General features: G+C 42.2%; 36 protein-coding genes. 6 read left to right on the top strand and 30 right to left on the bottom strand.

Annotated features, from left to right (window positions below; genetic code table 11):
• Position 1: 1 nt before the first annotated feature.
• From ACE1SE_RS07705 to ACE1SE_RS07685, 5 genes are all read right to left on the bottom strand, one after another.
• Positions 2-691, bottom strand: coding sequence for a phage baseplate protein (locus tag ACE1SE_RS07705; protein ID WP_374053323.1), 690 nt, complete (start codon positions 689-691; stop codon positions 2-4).
• Positions 672-1,565, bottom strand: coding sequence for a baseplate hub protein (locus tag ACE1SE_RS07700; protein ID WP_374053322.1), 894 nt, complete (start codon positions 1,563-1,565; stop codon positions 672-674). The genes ACE1SE_RS07705 and ACE1SE_RS07700 overlap by 20 nt, the downstream gene beginning before the upstream one ends.
• The gene (locus tag ACE1SE_RS07695; protein ID WP_374053321.1) at positions 1,552-1,824 is read right to left on the bottom strand and encodes a phage baseplate plug family protein; all 273 of its coding nucleotides are present in this window, start codon (positions 1,822-1,824) and stop codon (positions 1,552-1,554) included. Before ACE1SE_RS07695 ends, ACE1SE_RS07700 begins: the two co-directional genes overlap by 14 nt.
• Positions 1,824-2,573, bottom strand: a complete 750-nt coding sequence (locus ACE1SE_RS07690; protein ID WP_374053320.1) for a phage baseplate protein — start codon at positions 2,571-2,573, stop codon at positions 1,824-1,826. Before ACE1SE_RS07690 ends, ACE1SE_RS07695 begins: the two co-directional genes overlap by 1 nt.
• 109 nt (positions 2,574-2,682) lie before the next feature.
• Positions 2,683-2,964, bottom strand: coding sequence for a type II toxin-antitoxin system YafQ family toxin (locus tag ACE1SE_RS07685; RefSeq protein ID WP_187653572.1), 282 nt, complete (start codon positions 2,962-2,964; stop codon positions 2,683-2,685).
• 67 nt (positions 2,965-3,031) lie between these two features.
• On the opposite strand from ACE1SE_RS07685, the gene ACE1SE_RS07680 reads away from it, so the two are divergent.
• Positions 3,032-3,729 (top strand): IS1 family transposase gene (locus ACE1SE_RS07680; protein WP_374050839.1). Its coding sequence is split into 2 segments (ribosomal slippage): positions 3,032-3,281 and positions 3,281-3,729, totalling 699 coding nucleotides; the frame shifts between segments, so codons are not numbered across the junction.
• Here the strand turns inward: ACE1SE_RS07680 and ACE1SE_RS07675 are convergent.
• The gene (locus ACE1SE_RS07675) at positions 3,701-4,009 is read right to left on the bottom strand and encodes a type II toxin-antitoxin system RelB/DinJ family antitoxin (RefSeq protein ID WP_374053319.1); all 309 of its coding nucleotides are present in this window, start codon (positions 4,007-4,009) and stop codon (positions 3,701-3,703) included. The two genes, ACE1SE_RS07680 and ACE1SE_RS07675, sit on opposite strands and share 29 nt — an antisense overlap.
• Positions 4,010-4,263: 254 nt before the next feature.
• Here ACE1SE_RS07675 and ACE1SE_RS07670 point away from each other — a divergent pair.
• Positions 4,264-4,961, top strand: a protein-coding gene (locus tag ACE1SE_RS07670; protein WP_374053318.1) for an IS1 family transposase whose coding sequence is annotated in 2 segments (ribosomal slippage) — positions 4,264-4,513 and positions 4,513-4,961 — 699 coding nt in all. Because the reading frame shifts where the segments join, the coding sequence is not laid out codon by codon here.
• Positions 4,962-4,966: 5 nt separating this feature from the next.
• Here ACE1SE_RS07670 and ACE1SE_RS07665 read toward each other — a convergent pair.
• From ACE1SE_RS07665 to ACE1SE_RS07655, 3 genes are all read right to left on the bottom strand, one after another.
• The gene (locus ACE1SE_RS07665) at positions 4,967-5,803 is read right to left on the bottom strand and encodes a phage antirepressor N-terminal domain-containing protein (protein WP_374053317.1); all 837 of its coding nucleotides are present in this window, start codon (positions 5,801-5,803) and stop codon (positions 4,967-4,969) included.
• A 273-nt stretch (positions 5,804-6,076) separates the two neighbouring features.
• Entirely contained in the window at positions 6,077-6,808 is a 732-nt protein-coding gene (locus ACE1SE_RS07660; RefSeq protein ID WP_338805130.1) for a phage antirepressor KilAC domain-containing protein, read from the bottom strand.
• A gap of 172 nt (positions 6,809-6,980) precedes the next feature.
• On the bottom strand, positions 6,981-7,154 hold the full coding sequence (locus ACE1SE_RS07655; protein ID WP_374053316.1) for a hypothetical protein: 174 nt from the start codon (positions 7,152-7,154) through the stop codon (positions 6,981-6,983).
• A gap of 131 nt (positions 7,155-7,285) precedes the next feature.
• Here ACE1SE_RS07655 and ACE1SE_RS07650 point away from each other — a divergent pair, with 131 nt between their 5' ends.
• Positions 7,286-7,633, top strand: coding sequence for an Arc family DNA-binding protein (locus ACE1SE_RS07650; RefSeq protein ID WP_374053315.1), 348 nt, complete (start codon positions 7,286-7,288; stop codon positions 7,631-7,633).
• Between the two features lie 32 nt (positions 7,634-7,665).
• Here ACE1SE_RS07650 and ACE1SE_RS07645 read toward each other — a convergent pair whose 3' ends face one another.
• The 9 genes from ACE1SE_RS07645 to ACE1SE_RS07605 all read right to left on the bottom strand — a co-directional run bounded on the left by ACE1SE_RS07645 (position 7,666) and on the right by ACE1SE_RS07605 (position 11,659).
• Entirely contained in the window at positions 7,666-8,016 is a 351-nt protein-coding gene (locus tag ACE1SE_RS07645; protein ID WP_374053314.1) for a DUF6404 family protein, read from the bottom strand.
• 140 nt (positions 8,017-8,156) lie between these two features.
• Positions 8,157-8,471 (bottom strand): hemolysin XhlA, encoded by a 315-nt coding sequence (locus ACE1SE_RS07640; RefSeq protein WP_374053313.1) that lies wholly within the window; start codon positions 8,469-8,471, stop codon positions 8,157-8,159.
• Complete coding sequence (locus ACE1SE_RS07635; protein ID WP_374053312.1) at positions 8,468-8,911, bottom strand: hypothetical protein; 444 nt, start codon at positions 8,909-8,911, stop codon at positions 8,468-8,470. Before ACE1SE_RS07635 ends, ACE1SE_RS07640 begins: the two co-directional genes overlap by 4 nt.
• 137 nt (positions 8,912-9,048) lie before the next feature.
• On the bottom strand, positions 9,049-9,339 hold the full coding sequence (relB, locus tag ACE1SE_RS07630; protein ID WP_374053311.1) for a type II toxin-antitoxin system RelB family anti-toxin transcriptional regulator: 291 nt from the start codon (positions 9,337-9,339) through the stop codon (positions 9,049-9,051).
• Between the two features lie 2 nt (positions 9,340-9,341).
• Positions 9,342-9,653 carry a type II toxin-antitoxin system RelE/ParE family toxin gene (locus ACE1SE_RS07625; RefSeq protein WP_374053310.1) on the bottom strand — a complete coding sequence of 104 codons (312 nt, stop codon included), beginning with the start codon at positions 9,651-9,653 and terminating at the stop codon, positions 9,342-9,344.
• Between the two features lie 109 nt (positions 9,654-9,762).
• On the bottom strand, positions 9,763-10,239 hold the full coding sequence (locus ACE1SE_RS07620) for a hypothetical protein (protein WP_374053309.1): 477 nt from the start codon (positions 10,237-10,239) through the stop codon (positions 9,763-9,765).
• A 90-nt stretch (positions 10,240-10,329) separates the two neighbouring features.
• Positions 10,330-10,479, bottom strand: coding sequence for a hypothetical protein (locus tag ACE1SE_RS07615; RefSeq protein ID WP_374053308.1), 150 nt, complete (start codon positions 10,477-10,479; stop codon positions 10,330-10,332).
• Positions 10,480-10,536: 57 nt separating this feature from the next.
• On the bottom strand, positions 10,537-11,430 hold the full coding sequence (locus tag ACE1SE_RS07610; protein ID WP_374053307.1) for a P22AR C-terminal domain-containing protein: 894 nt from the start codon (positions 11,428-11,430) through the stop codon (positions 10,537-10,539).
• A 70-nt stretch (positions 11,431-11,500) separates the two neighbouring features.
• A complete protein-coding gene (locus ACE1SE_RS07605) occupies positions 11,501-11,659 on the bottom strand; it encodes an Arc family DNA-binding protein (RefSeq protein ID WP_072059788.1) in 159 nt (52 codons plus the stop codon).
• A 111-nt stretch (positions 11,660-11,770) separates the two neighbouring features.
• Between ACE1SE_RS07605 and ACE1SE_RS07600 the strand changes: the two genes are divergently transcribed.
• Both ACE1SE_RS07600 and ACE1SE_RS07595 read left to right on the top strand, forming a co-directional pair.
• On the top strand, positions 11,771-12,019 hold the full coding sequence (locus ACE1SE_RS07600; protein WP_099116382.1) for an Arc family DNA-binding protein: 249 nt from the start codon (positions 11,771-11,773) through the stop codon (positions 12,017-12,019).
• Complete coding sequence (locus ACE1SE_RS07595; RefSeq protein WP_374053306.1) at positions 12,000-12,260, top strand: Arc family DNA-binding protein; 261 nt, start codon at positions 12,000-12,002, stop codon at positions 12,258-12,260. The genes ACE1SE_RS07600 and ACE1SE_RS07595 overlap by 20 nt, the downstream gene beginning before the upstream one ends.
• 28 nt (positions 12,261-12,288) lie before the next feature.
• Here ACE1SE_RS07595 and ACE1SE_RS07590 read toward each other — a convergent pair whose 3' ends face one another.
• From ACE1SE_RS07590 to ACE1SE_RS07555, 8 genes are all read right to left on the bottom strand, one after another.
• Positions 12,289-12,819 carry a hypothetical protein gene (locus tag ACE1SE_RS07590; RefSeq protein ID WP_374053305.1) on the bottom strand — a complete coding sequence of 177 codons (531 nt, stop codon included), beginning with the start codon at positions 12,817-12,819 and terminating at the stop codon, positions 12,289-12,291.
• A 33-nt stretch (positions 12,820-12,852) separates the two neighbouring features.
• Positions 12,853-14,187, bottom strand: a complete 1,335-nt coding sequence (locus tag ACE1SE_RS07585) for an OB-fold protein (protein ID WP_374053304.1) — start codon at positions 14,185-14,187, stop codon at positions 12,853-12,855.
• A 20-nt stretch (positions 14,188-14,207) separates the two neighbouring features.
• Complete coding sequence (locus ACE1SE_RS07580) at positions 14,208-14,609, bottom strand: DUF4431 domain-containing protein (RefSeq protein ID WP_374053303.1); 402 nt, start codon at positions 14,607-14,609, stop codon at positions 14,208-14,210.
• 80 nt (positions 14,610-14,689) lie between these two features.
• Complete coding sequence (locus ACE1SE_RS07575) at positions 14,690-17,353, bottom strand: hypothetical protein (RefSeq protein WP_374053302.1); 2,664 nt, start codon at positions 17,351-17,353, stop codon at positions 14,690-14,692.
• 129 nt (positions 17,354-17,482) lie between these two features.
• Positions 17,483-17,665, bottom strand: coding sequence for a hypothetical protein (locus tag ACE1SE_RS07570; protein ID WP_374053301.1), 183 nt, complete (start codon positions 17,663-17,665; stop codon positions 17,483-17,485).
• A gap of 26 nt (positions 17,666-17,691) precedes the next feature.
• Positions 17,692-18,105 (bottom strand): hypothetical protein, encoded by a 414-nt coding sequence (locus ACE1SE_RS07565; RefSeq protein ID WP_374053300.1) that lies wholly within the window; start codon positions 18,103-18,105, stop codon positions 17,692-17,694.
• Positions 18,105-18,554 carry a phage tail fiber protein gene (locus ACE1SE_RS07560; protein WP_374053299.1) on the bottom strand — a complete coding sequence of 150 codons (450 nt, stop codon included), beginning with the start codon at positions 18,552-18,554 and terminating at the stop codon, positions 18,105-18,107. The genes ACE1SE_RS07565 and ACE1SE_RS07560 overlap by 1 nt, the downstream gene beginning before the upstream one ends.
• Positions 18,555-18,565: 11 nt before the next feature.
• Positions 18,566-18,949 (bottom strand): hypothetical protein, encoded by a 384-nt coding sequence (locus tag ACE1SE_RS07555; protein ID WP_508171983.1) that lies wholly within the window; start codon positions 18,947-18,949, stop codon positions 18,566-18,568.
• A 99-nt stretch (positions 18,950-19,048) separates the two neighbouring features.
• Here ACE1SE_RS07555 and ACE1SE_RS07550 point away from each other — a divergent pair.
• Positions 19,049-19,746, top strand: a protein-coding gene (locus ACE1SE_RS07550) for an IS1 family transposase (protein ID WP_374050839.1) whose coding sequence is annotated in 2 segments (ribosomal slippage) — positions 19,049-19,298 and positions 19,298-19,746 — 699 coding nt in all. Because the reading frame shifts where the segments join, the coding sequence is not laid out codon by codon here.
• Between the two features lie 5 nt (positions 19,747-19,751).
• On the opposite strand, the gene ACE1SE_RS07545 is transcribed toward ACE1SE_RS07550, so the two are convergent.
• The 4 genes from ACE1SE_RS07545 to ACE1SE_RS07530 are packed head-to-tail and all read right to left on the bottom strand — an operon-like array spanning position 19,752 to position 22,150.
• Positions 19,752-20,816, bottom strand: coding sequence for a DUF3383 family protein (locus ACE1SE_RS07545; RefSeq protein WP_374053298.1), 1,065 nt, complete (start codon positions 20,814-20,816; stop codon positions 19,752-19,754).
• A gap of 12 nt (positions 20,817-20,828) precedes the next feature.
• Complete coding sequence (locus ACE1SE_RS07540; RefSeq protein WP_374053297.1) at positions 20,829-21,314, bottom strand: phage neck terminator protein; 486 nt, start codon at positions 21,312-21,314, stop codon at positions 20,829-20,831.
• Complete coding sequence (locus tag ACE1SE_RS07535) at positions 21,302-21,679, bottom strand: hypothetical protein (protein ID WP_374053296.1); 378 nt, start codon at positions 21,677-21,679, stop codon at positions 21,302-21,304. Before ACE1SE_RS07535 ends, ACE1SE_RS07540 begins: the two co-directional genes overlap by 13 nt.
• Positions 21,680-22,150, bottom strand: a complete 471-nt coding sequence (locus ACE1SE_RS07530; protein WP_374053295.1) for a hypothetical protein — start codon at positions 22,148-22,150, stop codon at positions 21,680-21,682.
• Positions 22,151-22,153 lie beyond the last annotated feature (3 nt).

The raw sequence follows: 22,153 nt of genomic DNA, 5'->3' as shown, positions 1-22,153 counted from the left end.
ATTACGCCTTCTGGTTAGGCGGGCTGGTATTCGAACCCTGCCCGTTATCGTGGTGAGTATGACTGTTGTAGACTGTTCGCATTCCCGCCATTGATAGGGAATTAGTGGTTGTATTATCGGTGATATCGCTCTTGGCCTGAATGGTGCTGGTTGTCTCTACTGGTGCATCTAAAATGATCTTTGTACCTTTAACATTCACTACCCCTGTAGCAACAACGTTAATGCCGCTATCCAGAAAATGAACATACTGGCTAGGTGTGCCATTCAATAGCCCGCCAATATACAGACTATCAGCCCAATCAAATCGCCGTTTACTCTCAGGTGGGACTGAACTCTTAGCTCGCTTCACTTTTGATATATCACGGGTGCAGACGAGGCAAATGCCTAAATCACCTACTTTCGGGTCGAGAATCACCGCATTTGCGCCACCCTGATACCGGAAATACGGCACATTGTAGATAACCGAGTTGTTATAGATATTTCCCGCGCCATCCACTTGTTGCACCAGTGGCAGGATATCGACATAACCCACAGGGGCGACGCCACCGCCCTTAACCTTCTCCACCCTACATATTGTCACTGTACCTATTTTACCAATGAGCGACCAAATGATAGCTTCCTGACTGCGAGCGCCGCCCGCTGTAGTTTGCGGATCGTATAATGATACCCGTTCATTTTTTGATTGCGACATTCTTATCCCCCCTCCGGCTGGCTGAAACTTCCATGAACCATTGCGCAGAATCCTGTTCGGTTTCTAAAATCGTCCTGATACCGTAGATTAGCCAGTCTCCATTACATATTTTTATCTGGCTGCCAGCAATTCGCACGATGCCACCGAACCTCACCAGCGGGTCATAGAAACATTTGAATTGGACGCCGATCATGGTTGGAACCGGATAACCAATTAATCCTGTTTCAGGTGAGATAGCCGGGATTTTTAATGTTCGTCGGGGGGAATCTTTGTGGGTAACCGCAATATTTTTATTTTCAATATACAAATCCAGATTGGAGGCATGGGCCAGTTGCCGGATTTTTTCGATTTCAGTACCGTGCAGATACGGATCGGATACGCTGACGCTGACATCATTAGGCTCAAAAGTATAGCCTATGCGCTTACAGATGCTTGCCATAAGAGCGGTAACATCGTGATCACCCTCGTAGCTTTCGGCATCAACGCCCATCATTTTATCCAGTACAGCAGTCTGGGACTCAATCACCAGTGCCACATTAGGTACATCACCAAAATCGGGATAGGCAAAAGTAATGCCGCCTTTAAAAACTTGTGATAACTCTTCACCTTCCTCGCCTGCTTCAATTGTTACGTTATTGCGCAGTGCGGTTATTTCATTCCATTTGATGCGCAGCAATTTTTCCATCGTCTCCATTGGCAACCCGTAAGCCTTGATGCGAGCATGAGGCGTAATGGCACCATTACCATAGTTAATCTCAGCGCTGACCCGAAGTCCGGTTGAAGAGAGTTTATTTTGATTGCTGGAGGTGAATGATTCGTCTTTGCCTGAGAGGGTGAGAGTAATTCGAATAGTCTTTCTATTAAATTTCATCATTCCATACCAATTTATAACGGGAACCGAGGCCGGAATATTCAGGATCGGTATTACCCTCTATATCCAAAAATACTAGCCACCTGCATATATAGGTAAGATTCCGACAAATACGATTGCATACCAGATATTCACCATTTTGCTTTACTGTGGCGAATATATTTCCTAGTCGAGTTTCAAGTGTCAGATCGATTAAATCCGTACCAATAGAAAATGAGGTTGTCTGGTTAGGAATGGGGGAAACAGCGATCTCGATAAGCATTAAAATAGCCCTCCCCCCATTTGCTGCTTCGCCATGTCTAGGTATTTCTCGCTTTTGTTCCAAACATCTTGAATAACCCCCTTAGCTTCACTTGCAAAATCCCCTAATTTTTTTAATTTTGTCTTTCCGTTGTCTAAAATTTCATCCAAAATGTCATTCACTTGCGCCTCTATTTTTGATGTCTGGTCTCCCGTATCCTTTTTCTTGGCATCATCGGGATTCTTGACTTCCTCCTTGTCATACTTGATTTTCACTTCCCTAACCTCTTCGAGGTGAAGGTTCACTTTAAGCAGCGTCGCACCATCTTTGGCTTCCCTTGCGATGTCATATCCCACAATAGCTGCGTTGGTGTAGACGAATTCAGGTGTGACGACATGAAATTTCAGGGTGCTTTTAGCCAAAATTTCAAGCTGGGACAAGAAAGCACCTCGCTCTAGCGTTCCGCCAGAACTTTTACTTAGTTGCACAGTGACTTTATATGGCTCTCCAACTTTGTTGTAAGTGGCAAAAGAGCCGTTCTCTATCGGCGCACTGACGACCCGATACTGGCTCTGGTATTGCAGTGATATCACGCTATCGGCCAGTAAAAGGGGGATTCCGTATTGATTGAAGATCCCCCAATAATTACCAAACAGCTTATTTATCAATGCAGCACCGCCTAAACTAATACCTGCATCCATTGCGGCGTCAGGAATCCCCTTCCAGTTAGGGATATTTGGCATTTTGGGTAATTCTGGCATTCCAAACATGGCGCACCTCGTTTTTTGGATGTAAAAAAACCGCACTTAAGCGGCGTTAGAAATGAAAAACCCGCGCGGGCGGGTTATATTCAAGTTGATTCTGTTCTGTCAAAAAATGCTATAAGCCAAGTTCTGAGTGAGAACCAAGTCGGACAAGACGCAATACGTCAGCGTCTGGCTTCTGATAAATCAATATCAGGTCAGGTTTAATGTGACAGTCTCGAAAATCCTTCCAATCACCAGAAAGGGCATGATCACAATATTTCGGTTCCAGCAAGCTATCAGAGGCCAGTAATTCAGTCACCGTCATAAGTGCGTCATCCAGAGTTTCACGATGACGGCCTTTCTTTTCTCTCTTGTAATCTCGCTTAAACTGGCTTGTATAATCAGTCGTCCGCATTGAGAGGTCATGCTCCCAATGATTAGATCTTGTGATAAACTCCCTGCTTTTTATTATGGGGTGAGAGATGGCTAAAGTTGATGTGGTTTGTCGTTACTGTCATAAAACAGAAGAGGTTAAAGGGCATGGAAAAGGGCGTACTGGTCATCCCCGCTATCACTGCTATGCCTGCCGTAAAACCTTTCAACTGAATTATGCCTATCAAGCCTGTTATCCCGGCGTGAAAGAGCAAATTATTGATATGGCAGTGAATAACTCCGGTGTCAGGGACACGGCTCGGGTTCTGAAAGTCGGCATTAACACCGTCATTCGCACATTAAAAAACTCACACCAAGACAAGTGACTACGCTGCCGCTTGCGGGCAGTGAGATTCATCTTGTCTGTGAAATAGACGAGCAGTGGTCATTTGTCGGTAATAAGAAAAATCAACGCTGGCTCTGGTATGCCTGGGAGCCGAATAAGAAACGGGTAGTGGCACATGTGTTTGGGGATCGCAGCAGGAAAACATTGAAAAAGCTGCTGGCACTCTTGTCTCCTTTTACTATCCGGTTTTACTGTACAGATGATTATGCCGTTTACGATTGCCTGCCTCAGGAAAAACACCTCACGGGAAAGAAATTTACCCAACGTATCGAGAGAACAAATCTTACGCTTCGTATCCGGATAAAGAGGCTGAATAGAAAAACAATAGGTTATTCCAAATCCGAAGAGATGCATGACAAAGTGGTAGGTACGTTCATTGAACGTGAATACTATATTTCATAACAGATCTAATCATTGGGAGCATGACCGCATTGAGATCAGCCATTAAATCTTTAACTGAGGAAAATGATTTACCGCCACCTTTGCGAGCTTCTTTCATTGCGGCTATTGTTGTCTCATTTGGTATCAGAGGCTCAAACGGCAATACCTTATCTCTTGCCACTCGCGTTAACATCATACGGACGGCATCCGATACAGTCAGTCCCATCGCAGCCAAAACAGCAGCCGCTTCTGCTTTAATTTCACCGTCAATACGGGTTTGTACTAGCTGGTTTGTAGCCATAATAATATCTCTCATTGAATGACGTTGTCATTCAATTGTAATTCAATGAATACCTATTATCAACTTTTATGGGTAAAAAATAACCTCTTTCGAAATTAAAGCCATCCTTGGCTCACAATTAAAATGGACAGTTTGGAATTCTCAGTTTGTGTAGCACCTTCCAATTATCCTTTTGAACAGGTTTAACTTGAAGGTCATGCTCCCAATGATTAGATCTTGTGATAAACTCCCTGCTTTTTATTATGGGGTGAGAGATGGCTAAAGTTGATGTGGTTTGTCGTTACTGTCATAAAACAGAAGAGGTTAAAGGGCATGGAAAAGGGCGTACTGGTCATCCCCGCTATCACTGCTATGCCTGCCGTAAAACCTTTCAACTGAATTATGCCTATCAAGCCTGTTATCCCGGCGTGAAAGAGCAAATTATTGATATGGCAGTGAATAACTCCGGTGTCAGGGACACGGCTCGGGTTCTGAAAGTCGGCATTAACACCGTCATTCGCACATTAAAAAACTCACACCAAGACAAGTGACTACGCTGCCGCTTGCGGGCAGTGAGATTCATCTTGTCTGTGAAATAGATGAGCAGTGGTCATTTGTCGGTAATAAGAAAAATCAACGCTGGCTCTGGTATGCCTGGGAGCCGAATAAGAAACGGGTAGTGGCACATGTGTTTGGGGATCGCAGCAGGAAAACATTGAAAAAGCTGCTGGCACTCTTGTCTCCTTTTACTATCCGGTTTTACTGTACAGATGATTATGCCGTTTACGATTGCCTGCCTCAGGAAAAACACCTCACGGGAAAGAAATTTACCCAACGTATCGAGAGAACACATCTTACGCTTCGTATCCGGATAAAGAGGCTGAATAGAAAAACAATAGGTTATTCCAAATCCGAAGAGATGCATGACAAAGTGGTAGGTACGTTCATTGAACGTGAATACTATATTTCATAACAGATCTAATCATTGGGAGCATGACCAACTTGAATATGCTCCGTTGCTTTTTCCAGTATTCGCCTTACGCTATTAGCACATTTTATGGCATTGCGAGGGTATGAATAATATTCACCAGCTAGTTTATGCTCAGCTACCTTGAGTATGGGCTCCACGTCAATCATATAGCGAGCCATATTGATGGAATGTTGCCATAACCAGCAAAGATTTTGTAAATCGTCATCAGATATCTGCTGCTTAACTTCTGGCGCGGGTAAGGTTTCTTTCCCCAAAAACTCACCCTCAATCGCTTTAATTGCCAGATACTCTATCGCAGATGGAAGTTGGTCGTTGGTTAACTCATTTATATGACCCACCCCGAACTCATGGTGAATCATCTGGAACAATTTTTTATTACTGACTCCATATTTACCCATCAGGGTATTAACCAGACCGCGAAGAGGCGTGCGGTCTTGGGTTGTGGTTTTCGCCTTAACCTCACCCGTAGTCCAGTACTCATAAAGCACGTCGTCGCACTCTTCCTGATACCGAATGACTTTATCACGGATTGATGCTTTAACTTTATTGGGACTGATTGAGCTTAACCATGCGGCTAATTTTCTGAATGCAAGGCAAACTGTCTCTTGAGCGCCACCCAGAGAAGGTATCACCATTTTGATCATACCTTTAGCAAACCTTTGATTTAGTTTGCGTAACTGAGGTTCCCACGCTAATCCCATGCCATCGACAATGGGCTTCATTGGTACATACGGCTCGCCGTTATAATTAACGACATAGAGATCTGCGCCATAAAATGGAACGTTAATGGTTTTACTAACGCTTTTAGTTGCTATAATAGACATGTCTATTTTCCTTGGAATGGTACTAGACGTTTATAAGAAGCCCCTGACTATTACCAGTAGTTGGGGGCTTCGCCGTTTGAGAGCGACAGTATTTATCGCGTAATTGTAACGTTATGTAAAGGTAATTGGCCGTGAATTGCGAAGCACTTCGAAGATTCAATCATTTACACACGCAATACGAGTAAATACATATTGTTAACCCTAGCAATCACTGTTAGATTGGCCGATTCTGTTAAATAGATCAGTATTTGATCACGCCCTTGTGTTCAATCCTTAAGCTGCCTTACCCACACTCAACATCTTCGCCAGTTTGGAAATACCCTTCGGAGTTACACGAACCTGTGTTGTGGTTTTCTCACTGCCATCTGGCTTATAAACAATCGTCATTTTATGCTCAAGATAACCAGTCTGAATCTTGTCTTGGTAACCAATCCACGATTCCACACCAACACGACGATAAATCCAGTGTTTTTCACTCAAGAGACTAAATAAAACTTTTGGACGCACCTGTAATTGTTTCGCTGCGTCAGTAACACACATAGAACCGTCTGATTTTGCGATACGTTCCAGTGCTGCAACATCTGGTTTCATTTCTTCGACTTGATGTTCAAGCTCGATAACTTTTTCTGTGTAGGTCAGCAAAGTGCTACGCAAGAAAGACGGGTCATTGAGTGCAACCATTGGGTCAACGGCTGGTTTTTCCAGTTGCTTCAATTTTTCCAGAACAGAGCGACGAACGGCTTTTGATTCACGCATACCAACAAGAGTCATTTGCTCCATTGTCAGGTTATAGCCTTTAACCTTACGCTTTGCGCCCTGAGAAGTGGTCACGTAAAAGTTTTCCGCGACCCCCAAATCATCCAGTTCGTCTTCAATACGTGTAATAAAATGACGATTCTCAACTTCTTTTTCTCCAGCAAAGATACGTGCCGGATTAATAATGTCATTTAAGAAGTCAATACTTGACATAGTGACAGCTTGTGTTGTCGGTGCTAAAATTTTCATAGCGTTATTTTCCTTGTACATATTTAACGTTATTGAAGCCTCGTTGGTGGCACCCTTCGAGGTTTCGCCTTTATGAGACATAATATTTCCTCTTTCTCATATTTCTTATCTGGCAACTTACAGAACCTTCAATTTATAAAACAAGAATATTTATTTATTTTTCTAGCACCCGCTACACCATGCTCTTGACTCTCTCATTTACATACCAAGCTAGCGCCTGATTAATCACTGAATTCTGAGAAATTCCATCTTTATCAGCCAGTTTACAGACCTGATCTTTTAAGAACTCCGTTGTCCTTAACTGCATCTTTTCGGTTTTCTTTCTTGTATCTAAATTCGTGTTCATATGGTTTCCTTTTTACATGCGAAGGCTATTTGACTCTAAAGTCTAGTTGCCTCTAAAGGTAATTTAGCACCATTGCTTATAAAGTCAAGTAGCCACTATACTTATTTAAGTACATTTTTAGGGTAACAGTTATGAGTAAGTATCCAAGCCAAACACAAGATAAGTTTACCGTCAGATTCCCTGATGGAATGCGGGATGAAATAGCCAAAATTGCAGAAGAGAACGGACGTTCAATGAATTCTGAAATCATTGAAATGTTAAAGTTTTCAATTGGATTTAAAAAAGATTCAGGTAGTACTGGATTTGGCATTGCCATTCCCAGTAGTGTCACCCACACAATTCTTTCTCGAAATCCATCTGAGGAGAAAACAACAACTTTAGCCTTACTTAAAGAGGCGGCGCTCAGCCTTCAGAAAATAGAAAACTTACTTAAAATATCTAATTCTGATGATGAAGAATCCAACAAAAAAGCCCCGTAAGGGGCTTTACTCAGACTATGGTTTACTGGAGTTTACTCTAGGCTATCCCAATCAGGCAAGTTGTTAACTTTTTTTCGCCATCGATGACATGCAGCCATAAGTACACCAAAAAGAATACCAGCAGAGATACTTGGAATAATGGCAAGAGCGGGTGACATACCCTCATGTTGCCAAACCAAAAACCACATAATAAGCCCCCACGCAGGCGCGAACCATATTCCCGCTGGTATCGCAATTTGCCAAAATGAGGCAAAAGGGAATGGTGGTATCTTGAAGCCCATTCTCCATAATATGCGTAGCAAAGGGGGAGCATAGTTGCTACGCCACATTTTTTTGCTTTCCATGATGGCAATAGCACGCGCTTTTCGTTGTTCAAAAGTCATACTTTTTCACCTTGAATTACGTTAGGGCTTTACAAAGACACAAAGCCCATAAGGGGCTTCGGGTCTAAATCCTAGTACTAATTATTCTGTATCAGAACAATTAAGCATAATCAAAGAGTTATATAGAATTTCAGTGAGAATTAAAAAATCAGTTTTGCAATAGCCATAGCAGCAGCCGCTATCCCAAGCATTGTGGCTGCCATCCACTTAGTTTGATTTGCAATGGCTTTGTGCACCTCAATTCTCACTGATGAGATGTCTTCTTTTGTCGCATAATTGGATTTAATGACAGCTAGATCTACTTTAATGGAATGTACATCTTCTTCTAGCTTTTTCACTCTAGTTTCCATATCTCCACCTCCACCATCTCCGCCATCCTTACAGTGAGATACATTACCTTCATTCTCGGTCAGAATGTCGTTACTGACAAGCGCTAAACGTCTCTGTGCAGTCATCTTCCGTAATCCTTCTTATCAAAAACATCAAAATAGTAAGAATTCTCATCAAGTATTTGGTTTTCTTTATTGCTTAACCTTACCTTTATTTCATAGATGCCCGGTTCAGGAATCTCTATTTGGTCAAATACGGCATTAAAGCTAACAGAAACTTGATTTTCCGGTAGTTTGATATTTTCAACGGTGAACTCTTCTCCTTCACCACCATAAGGATTTTCATGAAATTTTACACAACTCTCTCCATTATGGAGAATATCTATGAATAGTCGATAGGATTGTTTCTTGTTTAACCCAACCAAACACACCATCGTATATAGAGGTTGAATATCTGGAAAGCCATCCACCACTTTTGTAACTATTGGAATTAATGAATTAGGCTTTACGTTCTTACTTGGTACAAGAGTACGAAATACTGTCGCTATTTTCTCTTTAACTTCCATAGCACCACCCAATATTAAACATTTTTTACATTTAACCACCGAGTCAATACTAGGTGTTACTGATTATTTGATCAGCATTTTAGAAAGTGTGAATGGGTAGACAAAACTCATCACAAACAAGCCCCGTAAGGGGCTAATTACATAGATAACGCTTTCAGAACATTGACAGGATCTTTTTCTATCGCTTTCAACAAAGCTTTTGCTGGGCCTGTCGGTTCTCTCCTGCCTTGCTCCCAATTACGAAGGGTTCCAACATTAACAGAAATCAACTTAGCAAACCCTGATTGACTTAACCCTGTTGCCTGGCGAATGCTTTTTACTTTCACTGCCTCAATGATGGTTTCACGAGAAGGCGCACGCTCGCCATCAATAATCTCATTCATTTGCGCCATACTTTCAGTGAGTCTGGAAAATAATTTGTTATCCATTGTTACCACCTCTCATTTAATGCTCTCAGGACTTTTTTTTCTGATTCACTGAGGTCGTCTTTGACGCCTTTTTTGTAAATCAATAACAGCCTAATATGGGATACGTCTACCTTGTAATAATAGATAACACGTACACCACCACGCTTACCTTTACCTTGGGACGCCCATCTGACTTTACGTAAGCCCCCAGTGTGCTGGATAACATCACCCGAAGCGGGATTGTCTGCAAGATATTGCTGAAACTCGCGATATTCATCATCACTTAACAGCTCTTTACAGTCTTCGGTGAATATAGAGGTCTCAATGAATATCATGTTTCAGTACGCCATTGGTGTATGCATGGAATGATAATAGCACTCTTATCATATAAGTCAATGGCGTATAACTGGAGAGTTTGGATAGTAAAACCCCCAATGGGGCTGTTTAGTAACTATTCATTCTTTCGCACTTACCTAACACTGCATTTATAGGGCTAAATGCGTCATCTGTGCTTAAAATTGCCATCATACCCAGCTTTTCACTGCCTATAAGGAATGCATAGTTACTATCGTTCACATACTCTTTATATTTCACAGAGTTATTGCTATTAGATTCAAGCTTAACCGTTGCGGCAAAGCTTCCCCAAGATGGGGATGGTTTTGCACTTATCGGTATGTTTGGATGAAGATCCGTAACTAGATATTTTCCCTCTTCATCTTGCTCAATTCTTAACATAGCCCGTGGGAAATGGCCGGACGGGAATTCTTTAAAATTGCTTAATATCCCACTTGGATAAATACCACAAAAATAGTTCCCATTACGAATATCAAGTTTGCCATTATCACTAACATAAACTCCGTTATCAGCAATGGCTCCCATTGAAGCAAATAAGATAGCTATACAAGCAATTTTCCCAAACATTCATCACCTCAGACTCCAGTAAACTTGATTTAATTATAATCCTTCTGAATAAATAAGATACAGAAAAGCAGAGTTGCTATTACGCCTCCCTTATCCCATAGATGGGATTATTTGAGACAAACTTTCTCTAGCCGCTTGTCCTGCATCCGATACAGTGCCTTTTACTGTGTTAGAAGTTGTGGTTACATTAATGTCACCAATAGTGATATCGGTTTTATTATTCACGCTGGCTACAGGCATGTTACGTATCCTGTCGGTTTGGGCAAGAAATTCATGAAGCCATCCTTGGCTTACTGTTTATTTTGTTAATGATTCCCGTCTGAGATTATTTAGAATTCGAGAATTATCAAAAGTGCTTGGTTCAAGGTGTGCAGTCAATCTTTGCAGTATTGATTGCACCATCCCAGAGTTATACGCAGTTTCTTTTGGTATTGAGTAAAATTTCTTAGCCAGTTTGTGTTCTGCTACATCTAAAAGTGGGTAGATATCTTCTATAACAGAACGGCACATCATTAAGTAGTGCCATGACCAACACAGGGTAATCAGCTCATCATTGGATAATTGCGACTGTATTTTTGGTGCAGGTAATTCTTCTTTTGATAACAATTCACCTTCTAATGCCATCTTATGAACATACTCAACAGCCAAAGGTAACTGCTCAACAGTCAGCTCATCAATACTCTCTACATTGAACCTTTGGTGAACCAGTGAGTAAGCCTCTGGATACATAATGCCTTTCTTGCTCACCAGAAGATTAACAGCGTTCTTTAATGGGTTCCGTTGCTGGACTGTGGTTTTAGTTGTTACTGAATTATCTTTCTCAACTTCTCGATCCAGTATGTCCAATACCCATTTTCGGAACTCTTTGGCAACACTTGTCTTTGAGAACATGGCAACTAAGTGAGCACCACGAAGAGAAAAAACTCGTACCGTCTTTTGTAAATTATCTTCGCAACCCTTTGATTTCTTCGAGACACTCAATTTGAGGGTCTCGGTCATAGTTGAGGTAAACTCATCGGAATTGCGCTCATAAATCTGAGTAACGGCATCTGACTTTTTGTACTCAAGAGCCTTCGCCAATTCAACCGCAGTAAACCAAATTTTGTTTGCATGGGATATTGGATTAAACACAGTGTTACGGAAAGTTAACTGATTGGTGTTATTCGTTTTGCTAATTGCTATACTAGTCATGTCAGTTTTCCTCAAGATTTCTGGCAATTTCGAAGCCCTGACTACTCGTAATAGTTGGGGCTTCACCATTTTAGGCATTTATAAGTCCATCTTCACGCAATGTTCTTTTGAGTCGCTGAACCAATTCTGAGTTAAGAGATCTCCCTTCTTTTTTCGCTACATCTTTCAAGACCTGTTTTAACTCTGGTTCTATTCTTAGTCCAAGAGGTGGTATTTCTCTAATTTTCATATCATCATCCGTGTAGCTAAGGTGTAGTCATAAAGCTAATACAATGACCGTATTTCGTCAATGTTTTTTTAGCTACACTGTGATGCCAAATACTGTCAATGAGTAGCTAACATGAAAGGAATGAGAAGCATTACCCCTCTTGGGGTTAGAATACCTGATGATTTAAAAGAAAAAATTCAAGAAAGAGCTGCTAAAAATGGTCGTTCCATGAACTCTGAAATAAACATGATATTGCAATCCGCTATTGACGAAGAAACAAAACCTAAAAACATAGATGAACTAGCGCAGCTTGAATCAGACAAATTCAAAGAGTTATTTATGGAAACCGTTAAGCGGATGTATGAAAACCAGAAAAAATGAGGTAGTTGTGTCTAAAAGGCCATATAAAAACCCGCAGGTTAATCTGAGATTACCTGTTGAGTTAAAAGATGAAATCAATAACTTGGCTGATATTAATGGGCGTTCAGCAAATGCTGAAATGGTTGCAGCTATTGAGCATTGGGTTCATATGAAACACGAAATCCCAGATGATGAGCTACCATCTATAGCTAAAAGATTAGCCAAAGTAGAAGCTCAACTGGATAAACTTACCAAAAAATAAGCCCCTATGGGGCTATTTTGTTGGCATATTATCTATTGAGGAAAAATGTCGTATCGCCATCTGGGTCATCTAGATTACCAACGCACTCGATTTTGGAATTAATTCTTACTCCAAAAGCATTCGTGCCAGAAAACTGGAGGGCTGTATAGCGCATTAGCTTTCCTTTCTGATCTAAATCTACACTGTCCATTCTCTCTTCTTGGTATGTGCGTGGGAATTTAAGGCTTTTTTCTGCAACATCTCTGCATGTGCTATCAATTTTTCTTCGCCTATTTTCTCTATCAATATCAGTCTTATTCGCCAAATAATATTCATGGGCTTTCCTTTCTTCCTCTGCCTTGCGTTTTTTTTCTTCCTTTTCGCGCTCAACCCTTCTAGCCTGTCTTTCTTTCTCTATTTTCTCATGTTCAGACAGCTCTTGTTTTTCTTTGTCTGTTAATTGAGATACAGGTTTTGATTGCAACTGTGCAATATGCTCACGTATTCTTTCCGTTTCATAATACATATATACTGCAAATCCAATCACCAAAAGAAGTAAAAGTTGAAGTATCTTTTTCATGTTGTTCCAATTTTTCGAAAAACAGCCTATGAATCATAGTGACTCAATCCCAAATTTTTTCTCAAGTTCGTTTTTGTGCTGTTCTGCGAATTTTTTCATTTTTTCTTTCCGTTCATTCAATGAAGCGCTGTCTGTTATCCCGTACATCACTAACATTTGAAAAACTTTCTTTTTCTCATCCTCGGTAATATTATCTTTATTCACCCTCTCAAATATTGATGCTAGTTCTTTGCACGATGCAAGCGTATTGCATTCTTTGCCTAAAATATCTTCATTTGGCACATAAAAAACATAAGAAAAACCATTTATAACTTTAAGCATTTTAGGATTTGTCTGAGCTTGTGATTTCACATAATTTTCTGTCGATACACATTTATCAAGAATAGGGTTATCCATAACAAAGCCCCTGCCTGTGCATACCATATCCAAGGATGATCCTGGGACTAGGTTCAGTACATATGGATCATTCTTATCAACATTAAGCATAGCGCCACCAAGAAGGTAATTAGGGTTTATGGCCTTAACTACAGCGTGACCCATAAAATTCTCGGTTACACTTTCAACCGTTCCGAGGATTCTATTTTTCTTGCCCTTATATTTGTTGTTTGCGACTAACTCATTCCGCTTATAATCCCGATACATTTCCTCCGCTGAGTATGGACCATATGTATCATCAAGGGCTGCGGTCGCCTTTCCATTCTTAATGGACTCAATTTCATCCTTAATGAAAAAATCAGACAAAATTACTTTGAAATTATCAAAAGCAGCCTTGTTTTTGGGTTCAGGAAGTCTATTAGATACAACTTTTTGAGGTTGACCTATGACTGATTTAGCTGGTTTAGGATTTCCATTTAGTTTGTTTGCTTTATTCTTGCTTGTATTGATTTCCTCGCACCAGTTAGTTTGCATGGACATAGCTTGGGATCCAATAACAAAAACTAGAGAAGCTCTCAGAGCAACTCCTCCATTGTCAAGGTAGTTGTATCTAAATGCCATACCCGGACTACCTGAACCAGTCAAACTAGGGTTTTCAAGATACTCTGTGCCATTTTTTTCTGGCTTTTGAAGCTTTAATCCTTTGCTGGAGTATGATAAACCGCTTGATAGAGCGACCGACATAGAAGCTTCATAATCATCTATCCTGCCTATTTTTAGCAGCATCATTCCATTATCAACTACAGTAACTCCTCCATACAAACCAGAATCAACGGCAGTCACGTACTCGCATTTATAAAGTCCGTCTTTTACATAAACTGCTATGTCATCGTAATTTTTTTCTTCCTGCTTTGTCTGTCGTGGGTGTTCAACAATAGTGCATGAGGCTAAAGACGCAGTCATCACCAATAATGCAAAATATTTTTTAAACATTCCTATTCCTTTTGCTTTGTTTATTTTGCCTTAGCTGGAGAAATGCTGTTAACTGAACACATTACAGGTGTGTGATGATAAATCGTATGGGCATGATATAAGCTACAATTCACAATAGCTTTCTTCCCTTTCAAACTTTCAAATTTATCCCATAAAGCATCTTCGGTTATGACTAATTGCGTAGCACCAACGCCGAATTCGTTCGGCTCTAAGCCATCAGGATCACCATTGCTGGAAGACACAGAAAAAAGGTCATCTGGTCGTAATGATGGAAACCCAATCAACTCACGAACCAGTGTGCCTTTGATATTTATAGGTTTTTCATAATAGTATTCTGGTTGCCCTTGATCATTTTGAGACAGGTTAGCCGCGCAAGCGATAACAGGGGCAATAAACAATACAGCAGTGATTTTCCTCAACATTAGCAAGCCCTAAGTTCAGTTAACTTAGCTTAAGTATAATCACTTTATTTAAAGAAAACAGACATCCCTGCCTCAGTTTTTTAGCTCATAGATGGTATTATCTGAGATAGGCTCGTTCTGATTGCTTCGCCTCCATCTGATACTGTTCCTTTGATGGTATCCGCCCTTGAATTGACGATAACGTCGCCATTCATATCTATTTTGATATTAGTCGCACCAGCCGCAGGCATACTCTGTATGCGCTGAGTCTGAGAGAGAAACTTATTAGCTTCGTTTATATTAAATGATTTTATCCCCATATTAGAGGCCAACGTTGGGTTTTTAGGGATAAATGTCGTTTTCCCTTCTTTCCAACCCTCTGTATTTCTCATAGCATCCAAGATACGGTTTTGCTCCTCCGTGTTGTACTCAGACATTTTTTTATTTATACCACCCACAGCAGCCAATACATTTCTAATATATTGCGGTGTGTTATTAATCCTTTTTCCGTTTTTATCAAATTCAGGAGCATACTTCTCTATTGCTTTGTTCAAATATAGATTTTTATATAGATTGTCATCGAATATAAGTTTGCGTTTAGCATTGCGTCCAGTTTCTACATCAGGGAATATTGCCATTGTATGACCCGCGACTTCTTCATCATGACCAATAGCACCCATGCTCCTTGCGTACTTACCCCAAGTTACATTACCGGGATTGTTATTACGATATGAACGCGAACCACCTTCCTTAATATATTGTCCATTCGCTGTAGTATAGATACGTTTACCTTGATGAGGGACCTCTACAGATGATGCTTTTTTAGGCTGAGGCTGAGAATTAGGTGCCGGCTTCGGTTTATTCTTTGCACCATCAACAGCTATTTTTGCAGCCTTATTGAATGAATCAACGGTACTTCCTACCACACCAGACCAGTTAACCCTTCCTTGCTCGTCTGTATTGCTCTTCACTATATTTGTACCCACCTGTATTGAATCGGTGATTAGTTTCACTTCGGGTAATGATTTTGCTGTATCAAGCAGCACTTGACCCTGCTCTGATACTGTTTCGGCGTTTGTTAGCTTTTTAACTGTTTTTACGGCCTTAGCTGCTTTAACACCTACTTTCGCCATATCTTTAGCTGCTGAATCCCAGTCGAATTCATCAATCTTGGACTTAAGTTCATTAAACGCCCAAATAGCACCACCAATCAATGCACCGGGTAGGCCGAAGAACCTTAACAGGCCTAACCCTGCCAAGCCTAATGTAGTTAGAATGCTTGCTAACCAAGGGCCACCTAAGAATAATGCAATGCCACCTAGCGTTAGTTTGAATGAATCTATCTCACCGTTAGTATCAGTAAACCACTTGCCAATAGTTGTGCCTTTGAACCATTTTTCCAGCTTCTCTAACTGCTCCATAATCCATACAAACGGCTTAAACATTTCTCCCCAGTCAAAGAATGAATTCTTACCTTCCTTCCATCCTTTGTAATCGTCATACAGTAGCCATAATGCAGCAACAAAAGCGAGGATTAAGCCAGTGCCAGTAATTAAGGGTGCAAACAGACCCAACATAGCTATGGCCGCTCGTGCAACAACAGGGATTAAAGTAATACCGATAACAGTGGCAATTCCTTGAAATAGCGTTATTGCGGTATCTCTGTGTTTATTCAGATACTCCAGAAAGCCTGTCACCATCGTAGACAGCTTGAGCAACCTTGGGATGAGATAATTAGCAACAATGGTTTTCAGCCCCTCCCATTGCTGGCCGAGTACTGAATTTTGCTCCCTGAGTTGGCGGTTAAGTTCCAGTTCCTCTTTGGTGGATATGACTACGTTTTTCTGCGCGTCCAGACGTTTCTGAATGGCGTCTCGCCCCTCTAACAGAGTGTTGATAGTGCCGTCATCCAGCCCCATACCTTTAGCAATGTTATAGGCTTGCGGGCGTGGCATTTTGGAGAAGCTGTCAGCCATATCCAGCAGGATGTCATCAAGGCTTCGAAGCTGACCTTGCGAGTCTACTACACTGATCTCCAGTGCATTGAAGAAACGTAGAATAGACGCATCACCGATTGTGACAAAATCCCACAGTGATTTATTGAGGTTGGTCATTGTGGCCGTCATACCGTCCGCACTACCGCCTGACATTTCAGCGACGTTCTGCCACTTTTTGATCGTGTCCGCGTTCATGCCTAAGTTTTTACTTAGAAAGTGAAGTTGGTCGTTAGACTGCGATACCTCGCTAACTAATTTTGCCAGCCCGCTAGAGACGAAAATCGTCGTGAATAATCCCGCCAGTGCCTTGACGGCACCTTTAATTGTCTTTTCCCATTCCTGCGTATTATCCGTCACGCCTTTAATATTATCGGAAAAACTCAATACGACACTGGATGTATTTTTAGATGAATCTCCGATGTCATTAGTGGATTTAGCCAGTTGCTGATTAGATTTATGTAAATCTTGCGCACTATTGGTCGCCTCATTCATCTCACCAGACTGATTAACGAGAGCTGTAGAAACAACATCAATCTTTTGTGTGAGATAATCTACAGCAGTAATTAATTTATGATTTACCTTCGTAAGGTCATCAATTGCATTACTTGCCCCAGTCATATCATCGGACATAGTAACCACGGCCGTAGATGCGCCATCAGCCTTCTTATCCAGATCATCAAGTGCTTTGATTGCTTTGTTCGCATCACTGGCAAAGCCGGACATATCCAGTTTAAGTGCGACGAGCAATGTATCAACTAAGGTCGCCATTGGGACTCCTTTTTTAGAAGCAAAAAAGGCCGCAATCGCGACCCTGTGCAGGTGAATCATCAACGGCTGTTCCCCGTGAGTGCGGGGATAAACCGTATAGCATTTCGCTTAAATAACATACAGATGATGTTAATGCGGGTCGCTATTGAGTTTTTCCATCAACTGCTTGTTGTATTCACTGACTTGATGTATTTCAATCAGATTCAGCGCGGCTTCGAGGCCATATATCGTAGAGAGTTCGTGATAGGTCGCGTACCCTGACGTCACGACCTGATACACGATGCTGGAGACGTTATTTGTCTCTGCCATCACACCATCTTTTAGCGGCAAGCCAGCCTTTAATTTTTCAAGTCTGAGCCAGCGCCTTGAGTTAAAAAATCAATGTGGATAGCCAGCGCCTCCTTTCGCAGAATAAACATTGTCTTAACGTCCCTGATATCAGAATTGAACTCGATAGCACGAGCATTCCCACCAGATGGAACGATTTGTACGCAGTCGAGTAGTTCATTCAGCAGCGGAATGCCATCTTCCGCTCGAATACTTGATAACGCCTTAATAGCCACCTGCGCCATCCCCATCATTCCCATTTCAGGCCGGATATCACCAATATCAATACCGCCGTTAGCGATAGTGAACATGGCTCTCATCGCCCAATCATCAGCCTTAACAATCGGCATTTCAGTGATAACAAACATTTTTCCAGCGTCACGGCCTGATTCGATAGTGATTGTTTTGGATTTCAGGTTAGACATTATGCAATTTCCTCAGCACCGTTAGTGATCATGTTGAATTTGTAGCTGGTTCCGTCCAGTAGTTTTTTACCGCTCGCACCGCCTGTCATACTGATTAACCCCCCCGTGCCGCTATAGCGCTTACCGATAGAAGGAATTTCAACAACGAAGTCGATAAATCGCGCTTCCTTCTTGGAGTTAAAATCTTTGCGGATATTTTCCAGTACTTGAGTGGAGGGGCTATTTGCCTCCAGATATAGAGTCAATTGCGTTTCATGCGGGACGTAGCCAACAGATTGTTTCCCATCCACCCCAATACGGGTTTCCCCGAGGGTGACTTCACCGAACTCCCACGCATTATCGGCCTGAAAGCCCTGAATCTGGACGTAATCGTCATACACCCCTTTGCATCTCAGCATTAATACGGCATTTGCTGAGGTAATCGTGCGTGGGTTATGCCCCATTGTCATGAAATTTCTCCTTATTGGACGTTAATTGATGGCAGCTCGACTTTCTGGACACTGCCACCATCGGCATACCAGAATTTCAATGGCATGGATTTACGCAATCCGCGAGTTTGCGCGGGGGTATTATCAATGAGTACACACCAGCCCTCAGCCTGAATCTGAGCAGCAGCATCAAAACCTGCCTCGACGTTAACCTGTTTTTTCTGCTGTTCAGACAGAGCGATGCCGTGCTGGATACCGCCAAATTTCAACATTTGATCGATAGGATCTTTGAGGGCTGCGCGGTGAATAGCTTTCCCTGTTTCGTTATAGGGAATGGATTTAAAACTGGTGAGCATCGTCATTAGTGCCAGTTGCAATTGGCTGTTCAGGAATACCTGATTGACGTAGCTATCCAACCACTTGAATTTGCCGGAAACAGAACCCTGATTAACGGGTCATGCTCCCAATGATTAGATCTTGTGATAAACTCCCTGCTTTTTATTATGGGGTGAGAGATGGCTAAAGTTGATGTGGTTTGTCGTTACTGTCATAAAACAGAAGAGGTTAAAGGGCATGGAAAAGGGCGTACTGGTCATCCCCGCTATCACTGCTATGCCTGCCGTAAAACCTTTCAACTGAATTATGCCTATCAAGCCTGTTATCCCGGCGTGAAAGAGCAAATTATTGATATGGCAGTGAATAACTCCGGTGTCAGGGACACGGCTCGGGTTCTGAAAGTCGGCATTAACACCGTCATTCGCACATTAAAAAACTCACACCAAGACAAGTGACTACGCTGCCGCTTGCGGGCAGTGAGATTCATCTTGTCTGTGAAATAGATGAGCAGTGGTCATTTGTCGGTAATAAGAAAAATCAACGCTGGCTCTGGTATGCCTGGGAGCCGAATAAGAAACGGGTAGTGGCACATGTGTTTGGGGATCGCAGCAGGAAAACATTGAAAAAGCTGCTGGCACTCTTGTCTCCTTTTACTATCCGGTTTTACTGTACAGATGATTATGCCGTTTACGATTGCCTGCCTCAGGAAAAACACCTCACGGGAAAGAAATTTACCCAACGTATCGAGAGAACAAATCTTACGCTTCGTATCCGGATAAAGAGGCTGAATAGAAAAACAATAGGTTATTCCAAATCCGAAGAGATGCATGACAAAGTGGTAGGTACGTTCATTGAACGTGAATACTATATTTCATAACAGATCTAATCATTGGGAGCATGACCCTGATTAACGAATATGAACCGGTCGTTTGCTGTACCGTAAGCACCGTAGAAATTGAATCTGAGACGCAATAGCTCATCAGCTAATGATTTCTCGGTCACTGTGGGTTTTAGTCCCTCCTGACGTCGAAATGCAAATGTTGCCCGGCCATTTAACTCATTAAAATTCAATGACGCCGCATAGGTACAGGCAAATGCGCCGTGAGTATGGTCTCCGTACATCAGGCACGTTCCGCCAATATCGGATTCATGAATGGCGCTAGAAATTGCCTCTAATGCCACCAGATCGCCATTGGAATACAGCACGTGCACATAGCGGTCATTTTGTAACGTCACCCATTTGGAAATAGCTATTTTCTCATCAGAACTGAAATCACCAATCGCCATAATGGAAACAAAATTACTTACCTCTTTGGTAATGCGCGGCATCAGTTCATCAATAGTGTCCGCATCAATACCATTATTTTTCTGTGCGCCTGCTTCCTCTGTCAGCCCCATGTATTCGGCCAAATCACCAGAGCCGAAACTGATAGTACCACCAGTACCTTTTTTAGCGCCTTCAATAGCAAATGTACGGCTGGTAGGGTCATATTTGCATGTGCCAGCTTTGGCTAGTGATGCTGACACAGCCTCGGACAATGCGGAATAGGATTTAATTTCGGCTGGCGTAATGGTGACAACTTGGTGCTTACCGTCAATATCCAGCCCCAGTCCTTGAGGGATATGGTTAAAATCCCTGATTGGTACTTTGCTACCCACCAGCTTCGCAGCCTGATTGGTCGTCACCATTGACGCGATATACAGCGTTTCAGGTCGGGTTGTTGAGCCGACAAAGCCTGAAAAATAGACCTGTGCGGCTTCATATTCTTTGGATTTCGTTCCGAAGATTTCTGAGACCTGCTCGGGACTACCGAATGCTTTTGCGCCCAGCATAGCGTTAGGCGTGTTTTTGGTAATAAAAATAGCGTTCAATGCCAGAGGATTTCCGCCCGTGCCGACGACGCCGGGCAGGACACTGACAATGTCACTCGCCGGAATGGTGTTCATTTATTCACCTTATTAAATAACGTTGAGATCAATAGAGAATGAGTCGGTACTATCGACTGAGTAGGTAGTTTCTGGGTTATATTGCAGCCGGATTTCGAGCAGTACGCGGTTTTCGTATTGATTGGCCTCGTTCAATAGAACCATTTTGCGTGGCTGCTCACTGTGGAGTGGCTGACATTTTTTAAGTCGAGCTGTGGTATAACTCGACTGCCATAGGTTCGCCACTACTCGTGCCCGCGAATCAGCGTCATCACCGTAAAAATCTAACTGCATGGCCAGTTCGACAGAGCGTTGTGCGGTGATGGTTGATGATTCGTGATGGTAATAATTGATAATGTAGTCAAGGTCGCGTTCAAACAGGACATGCATTACTATGCCGCTATCAGGCACTGGAACATCATTCTGATACCCCTGCACTACATCACACTGGAATAGCTCAATGAGATATTTTCTGACTTCGCTAAATAGATCATCGTGCGTTGTGGTTATTGTCGCCATAGCAGCACCTTAACCCACATCGGGTAGGACTCAATGACTTTGGTAACATTCCATTCTGATTCCTCATTTTCACCGTAGGCGGTGAATTTTATTCGGTCAGAGCCTTTCTGTTTTGTTCGCCGGATTGCAGATATCTGCCCTCTGGCATAGGCATAAATGAACTGTCCCTGTTGATTAATCACCCCCAAATGCTCTAAATCTTGTGTGCTGAGGCTTTGGAGCTGTACCATGATTTCATGTTCAGTATATTTGGGGATCTGCTTACCGGAGTTCGTTGTCGTATAGCCATCGTTTGTTAGTAGAACAGCGTTGGTATTCGGGTTAACAGTAGTGATTAGGCTGTTGGCAATGCCTCTGACATTCATTTATTTCCCTCCTTTCACGATTTCGTAATCAATCGCCCGCTGCATACTACCGGTGTCCACCAGCGTTTTATCTGGAGCAGCTATTCCTTTTTTGGCTTTTCTCGCGATGGTTGCTGGGGCATTCGGCGGTGGTAATGACTGTTCGATGCTGTCACGAATATCCGCCGCCATAACCATCCCTACTGTATTAAATGCTGCCTCTACACCGCCCGTATCTTGTAATCGCCCCCGAAGCTGAGCGCCAATCAGTTGACCCCATTCGCTTGATTTATTAGAGATAGTGCTTCTCATAAATGGGCGAGGAGGAATATTTTTCGTGCCGAATTCATTAGCCGCAGCATAGGGGGCTATCGGCTCACCCGTTTTTTCATTGGTAGCACCTGCCAATATGCCGGCATTGACCTGAATTGTTTGCGTGCTGGCGATGCGTTCCAATGCCGCTCTGAGCTTATTACTACCTTTAATAGCCATGAT

Origin of the sequence: Xenorhabdus taiwanensis, assembly GCF_036512875.1 — a bacterium.
GTDB classification, from domain to species: domain Bacteria; phylum Pseudomonadota; class Gammaproteobacteria; order Enterobacterales; family Enterobacteriaceae; genus Xenorhabdus; species Xenorhabdus taiwanensis.
The sequence above is the reverse complement of the archived record's forward strand: the minus strand, read 5'-3'. Positions and strand labels throughout refer to the sequence as shown.

What these genes read in the sequence shown, in the direction of transcription:
- ACE1SE_RS07600 (WP_099116382.1), top strand. Translation starts at nt 11,771, where the DNA reads ATGAAAGGAATGAGAAGCATTACCCCTCTTGGGGTTAGAATACCTGAT.
- ACE1SE_RS07605 (WP_072059788.1), bottom strand. Translation starts at nt 11,659, where the DNA reads ATGAAAATTAGAGAAATACCACCTCTTGGACTAAGAATAGAACCAGAG.
- ACE1SE_RS07665 (WP_374053317.1), bottom strand. Translation starts at nt 5,803, where the DNA reads ATGTCTATTATAGCAACTAAAAGCGTTAGTAAAACCATTAACGTTCCA.
- ACE1SE_RS07545 (WP_374053298.1), bottom strand. Translation starts at nt 20,816, where the DNA reads ATGAACACCATTCCGGCGAGTGACATTGTCAGTGTCCTGCCCGGCGTC.
- ACE1SE_RS07625 (WP_374053310.1), bottom strand. Translation starts at nt 9,653, where the DNA reads ATGATATTCATTGAGACCTCTATATTCACCGAAGACTGTAAAGAGCTG.
- ACE1SE_RS07660 (WP_338805130.1), bottom strand. Translation starts at nt 6,808, where the DNA reads ATGAAAATTTTAGCACCGACAACACAAGCTGTCACTATGTCAAGTATT.
- ACE1SE_RS07565 (WP_374053300.1), bottom strand. Translation starts at nt 18,105, where the DNA reads ATGTCTAACCTGAAATCCAAAACAATCACTATCGAATCAGGCCGTGAC.
- ACE1SE_RS07585 (WP_374053304.1), bottom strand. Translation starts at nt 14,187, where the DNA reads ATGTTTAAAAAATATTTTGCATTATTGGTGATGACTGCGTCTTTAGCC.
- ACE1SE_RS07530 (WP_374053295.1), bottom strand. Translation starts at nt 22,150, where the DNA reads ATGGCTATTAAAGGTAGTAATAAGCTCAGAGCGGCATTGGAACGCATC.
- ACE1SE_RS07690 (WP_374053320.1), bottom strand. Translation starts at nt 2,573, where the DNA reads ATGTTTGGAATGCCAGAATTACCCAAAATGCCAAATATCCCTAACTGG.
- ACE1SE_RS07560 (WP_374053299.1), bottom strand. Translation starts at nt 18,554, where the DNA reads ATGACAATGGGGCATAACCCACGCACGATTACCTCAGCAAATGCCGTA.
- ACE1SE_RS07635 (WP_374053312.1), bottom strand. Translation starts at nt 8,911, where the DNA reads ATGGAAGTTAAAGAGAAAATAGCGACAGTATTTCGTACTCTTGTACCA.
- relB (WP_374053311.1), bottom strand. Translation starts at nt 9,339, where the DNA reads ATGGATAACAAATTATTTTCCAGACTCACTGAAAGTATGGCGCAAATG.
- ACE1SE_RS07615 (WP_374053308.1), bottom strand. Translation starts at nt 10,479, where the DNA reads ATGCCTGTAGCCAGCGTGAATAATAAAACCGATATCACTATTGGTGAC.
- ACE1SE_RS07575 (WP_374053302.1), bottom strand. Translation starts at nt 17,353, where the DNA reads ATGGCGACCTTAGTTGATACATTGCTCGTCGCACTTAAACTGGATATG.
- ACE1SE_RS07705 (WP_374053323.1), bottom strand. Translation starts at nt 691, where the DNA reads ATGTCGCAATCAAAAAATGAACGGGTATCATTATACGATCCGCAAACT.
- ACE1SE_RS07535 (WP_374053296.1), bottom strand. Translation starts at nt 21,679, where the DNA reads ATGAATGTCAGAGGCATTGCCAACAGCCTAATCACTACTGTTAACCCG.
- ACE1SE_RS07540 (WP_374053297.1), bottom strand. Translation starts at nt 21,314, where the DNA reads ATGGCGACAATAACCACAACGCACGATGATCTATTTAGCGAAGTCAGA.
- ACE1SE_RS07645 (WP_374053314.1), bottom strand. Translation starts at nt 8,016, where the DNA reads ATGACTTTTGAACAACGAAAAGCGCGTGCTATTGCCATCATGGAAAGC.
- ACE1SE_RS07620 (WP_374053309.1), bottom strand. Translation starts at nt 10,239, where the DNA reads ATGTTTGGGAAAATTGCTTGTATAGCTATCTTATTTGCTTCAATGGGA.
- ACE1SE_RS07580 (WP_374053303.1), bottom strand. Translation starts at nt 14,609, where the DNA reads ATGTTGAGGAAAATCACTGCTGTATTGTTTATTGCCCCTGTTATCGCT.
- ACE1SE_RS07595 (WP_374053306.1), top strand. Translation starts at nt 12,000, where the DNA reads ATGAAAACCAGAAAAAATGAGGTAGTTGTGTCTAAAAGGCCATATAAA.
- ACE1SE_RS07655 (WP_374053316.1), bottom strand. Translation starts at nt 7,154, where the DNA reads ATGAACACGAATTTAGATACAAGAAAGAAAACCGAAAAGATGCAGTTA.
- ACE1SE_RS07695 (WP_374053321.1), bottom strand. Translation starts at nt 1,824, where the DNA reads ATGCTTATCGAGATCGCTGTTTCCCCCATTCCTAACCAGACAACCTCA.
- ACE1SE_RS07650 (WP_374053315.1), top strand. Translation starts at nt 7,286, where the DNA reads ATGAGTAAGTATCCAAGCCAAACACAAGATAAGTTTACCGTCAGATTC.
- ACE1SE_RS07590 (WP_374053305.1), bottom strand. Translation starts at nt 12,819, where the DNA reads ATGAAAAAGATACTTCAACTTTTACTTCTTTTGGTGATTGGATTTGCA.
- ACE1SE_RS07640 (WP_374053313.1), bottom strand. Translation starts at nt 8,471, where the DNA reads ATGACTGCACAGAGACGTTTAGCGCTTGTCAGTAACGACATTCTGACC.
- ACE1SE_RS07685 (WP_187653572.1), bottom strand. Translation starts at nt 2,964, where the DNA reads ATGCGGACGACTGATTATACAAGCCAGTTTAAGCGAGATTACAAGAGA.
- ACE1SE_RS07675 (WP_374053319.1), bottom strand. Translation starts at nt 4,009, where the DNA reads ATGGCTACAAACCAGCTAGTACAAACCCGTATTGACGGTGAAATTAAA.
- ACE1SE_RS07610 (WP_374053307.1), bottom strand. Translation starts at nt 11,430, where the DNA reads ATGACTAGTATAGCAATTAGCAAAACGAATAACACCAATCAGTTAACT.
- ACE1SE_RS07700 (WP_374053322.1), bottom strand. Translation starts at nt 1,565, where the DNA reads ATGATGAAATTTAATAGAAAGACTATTCGAATTACTCTCACCCTCTCA.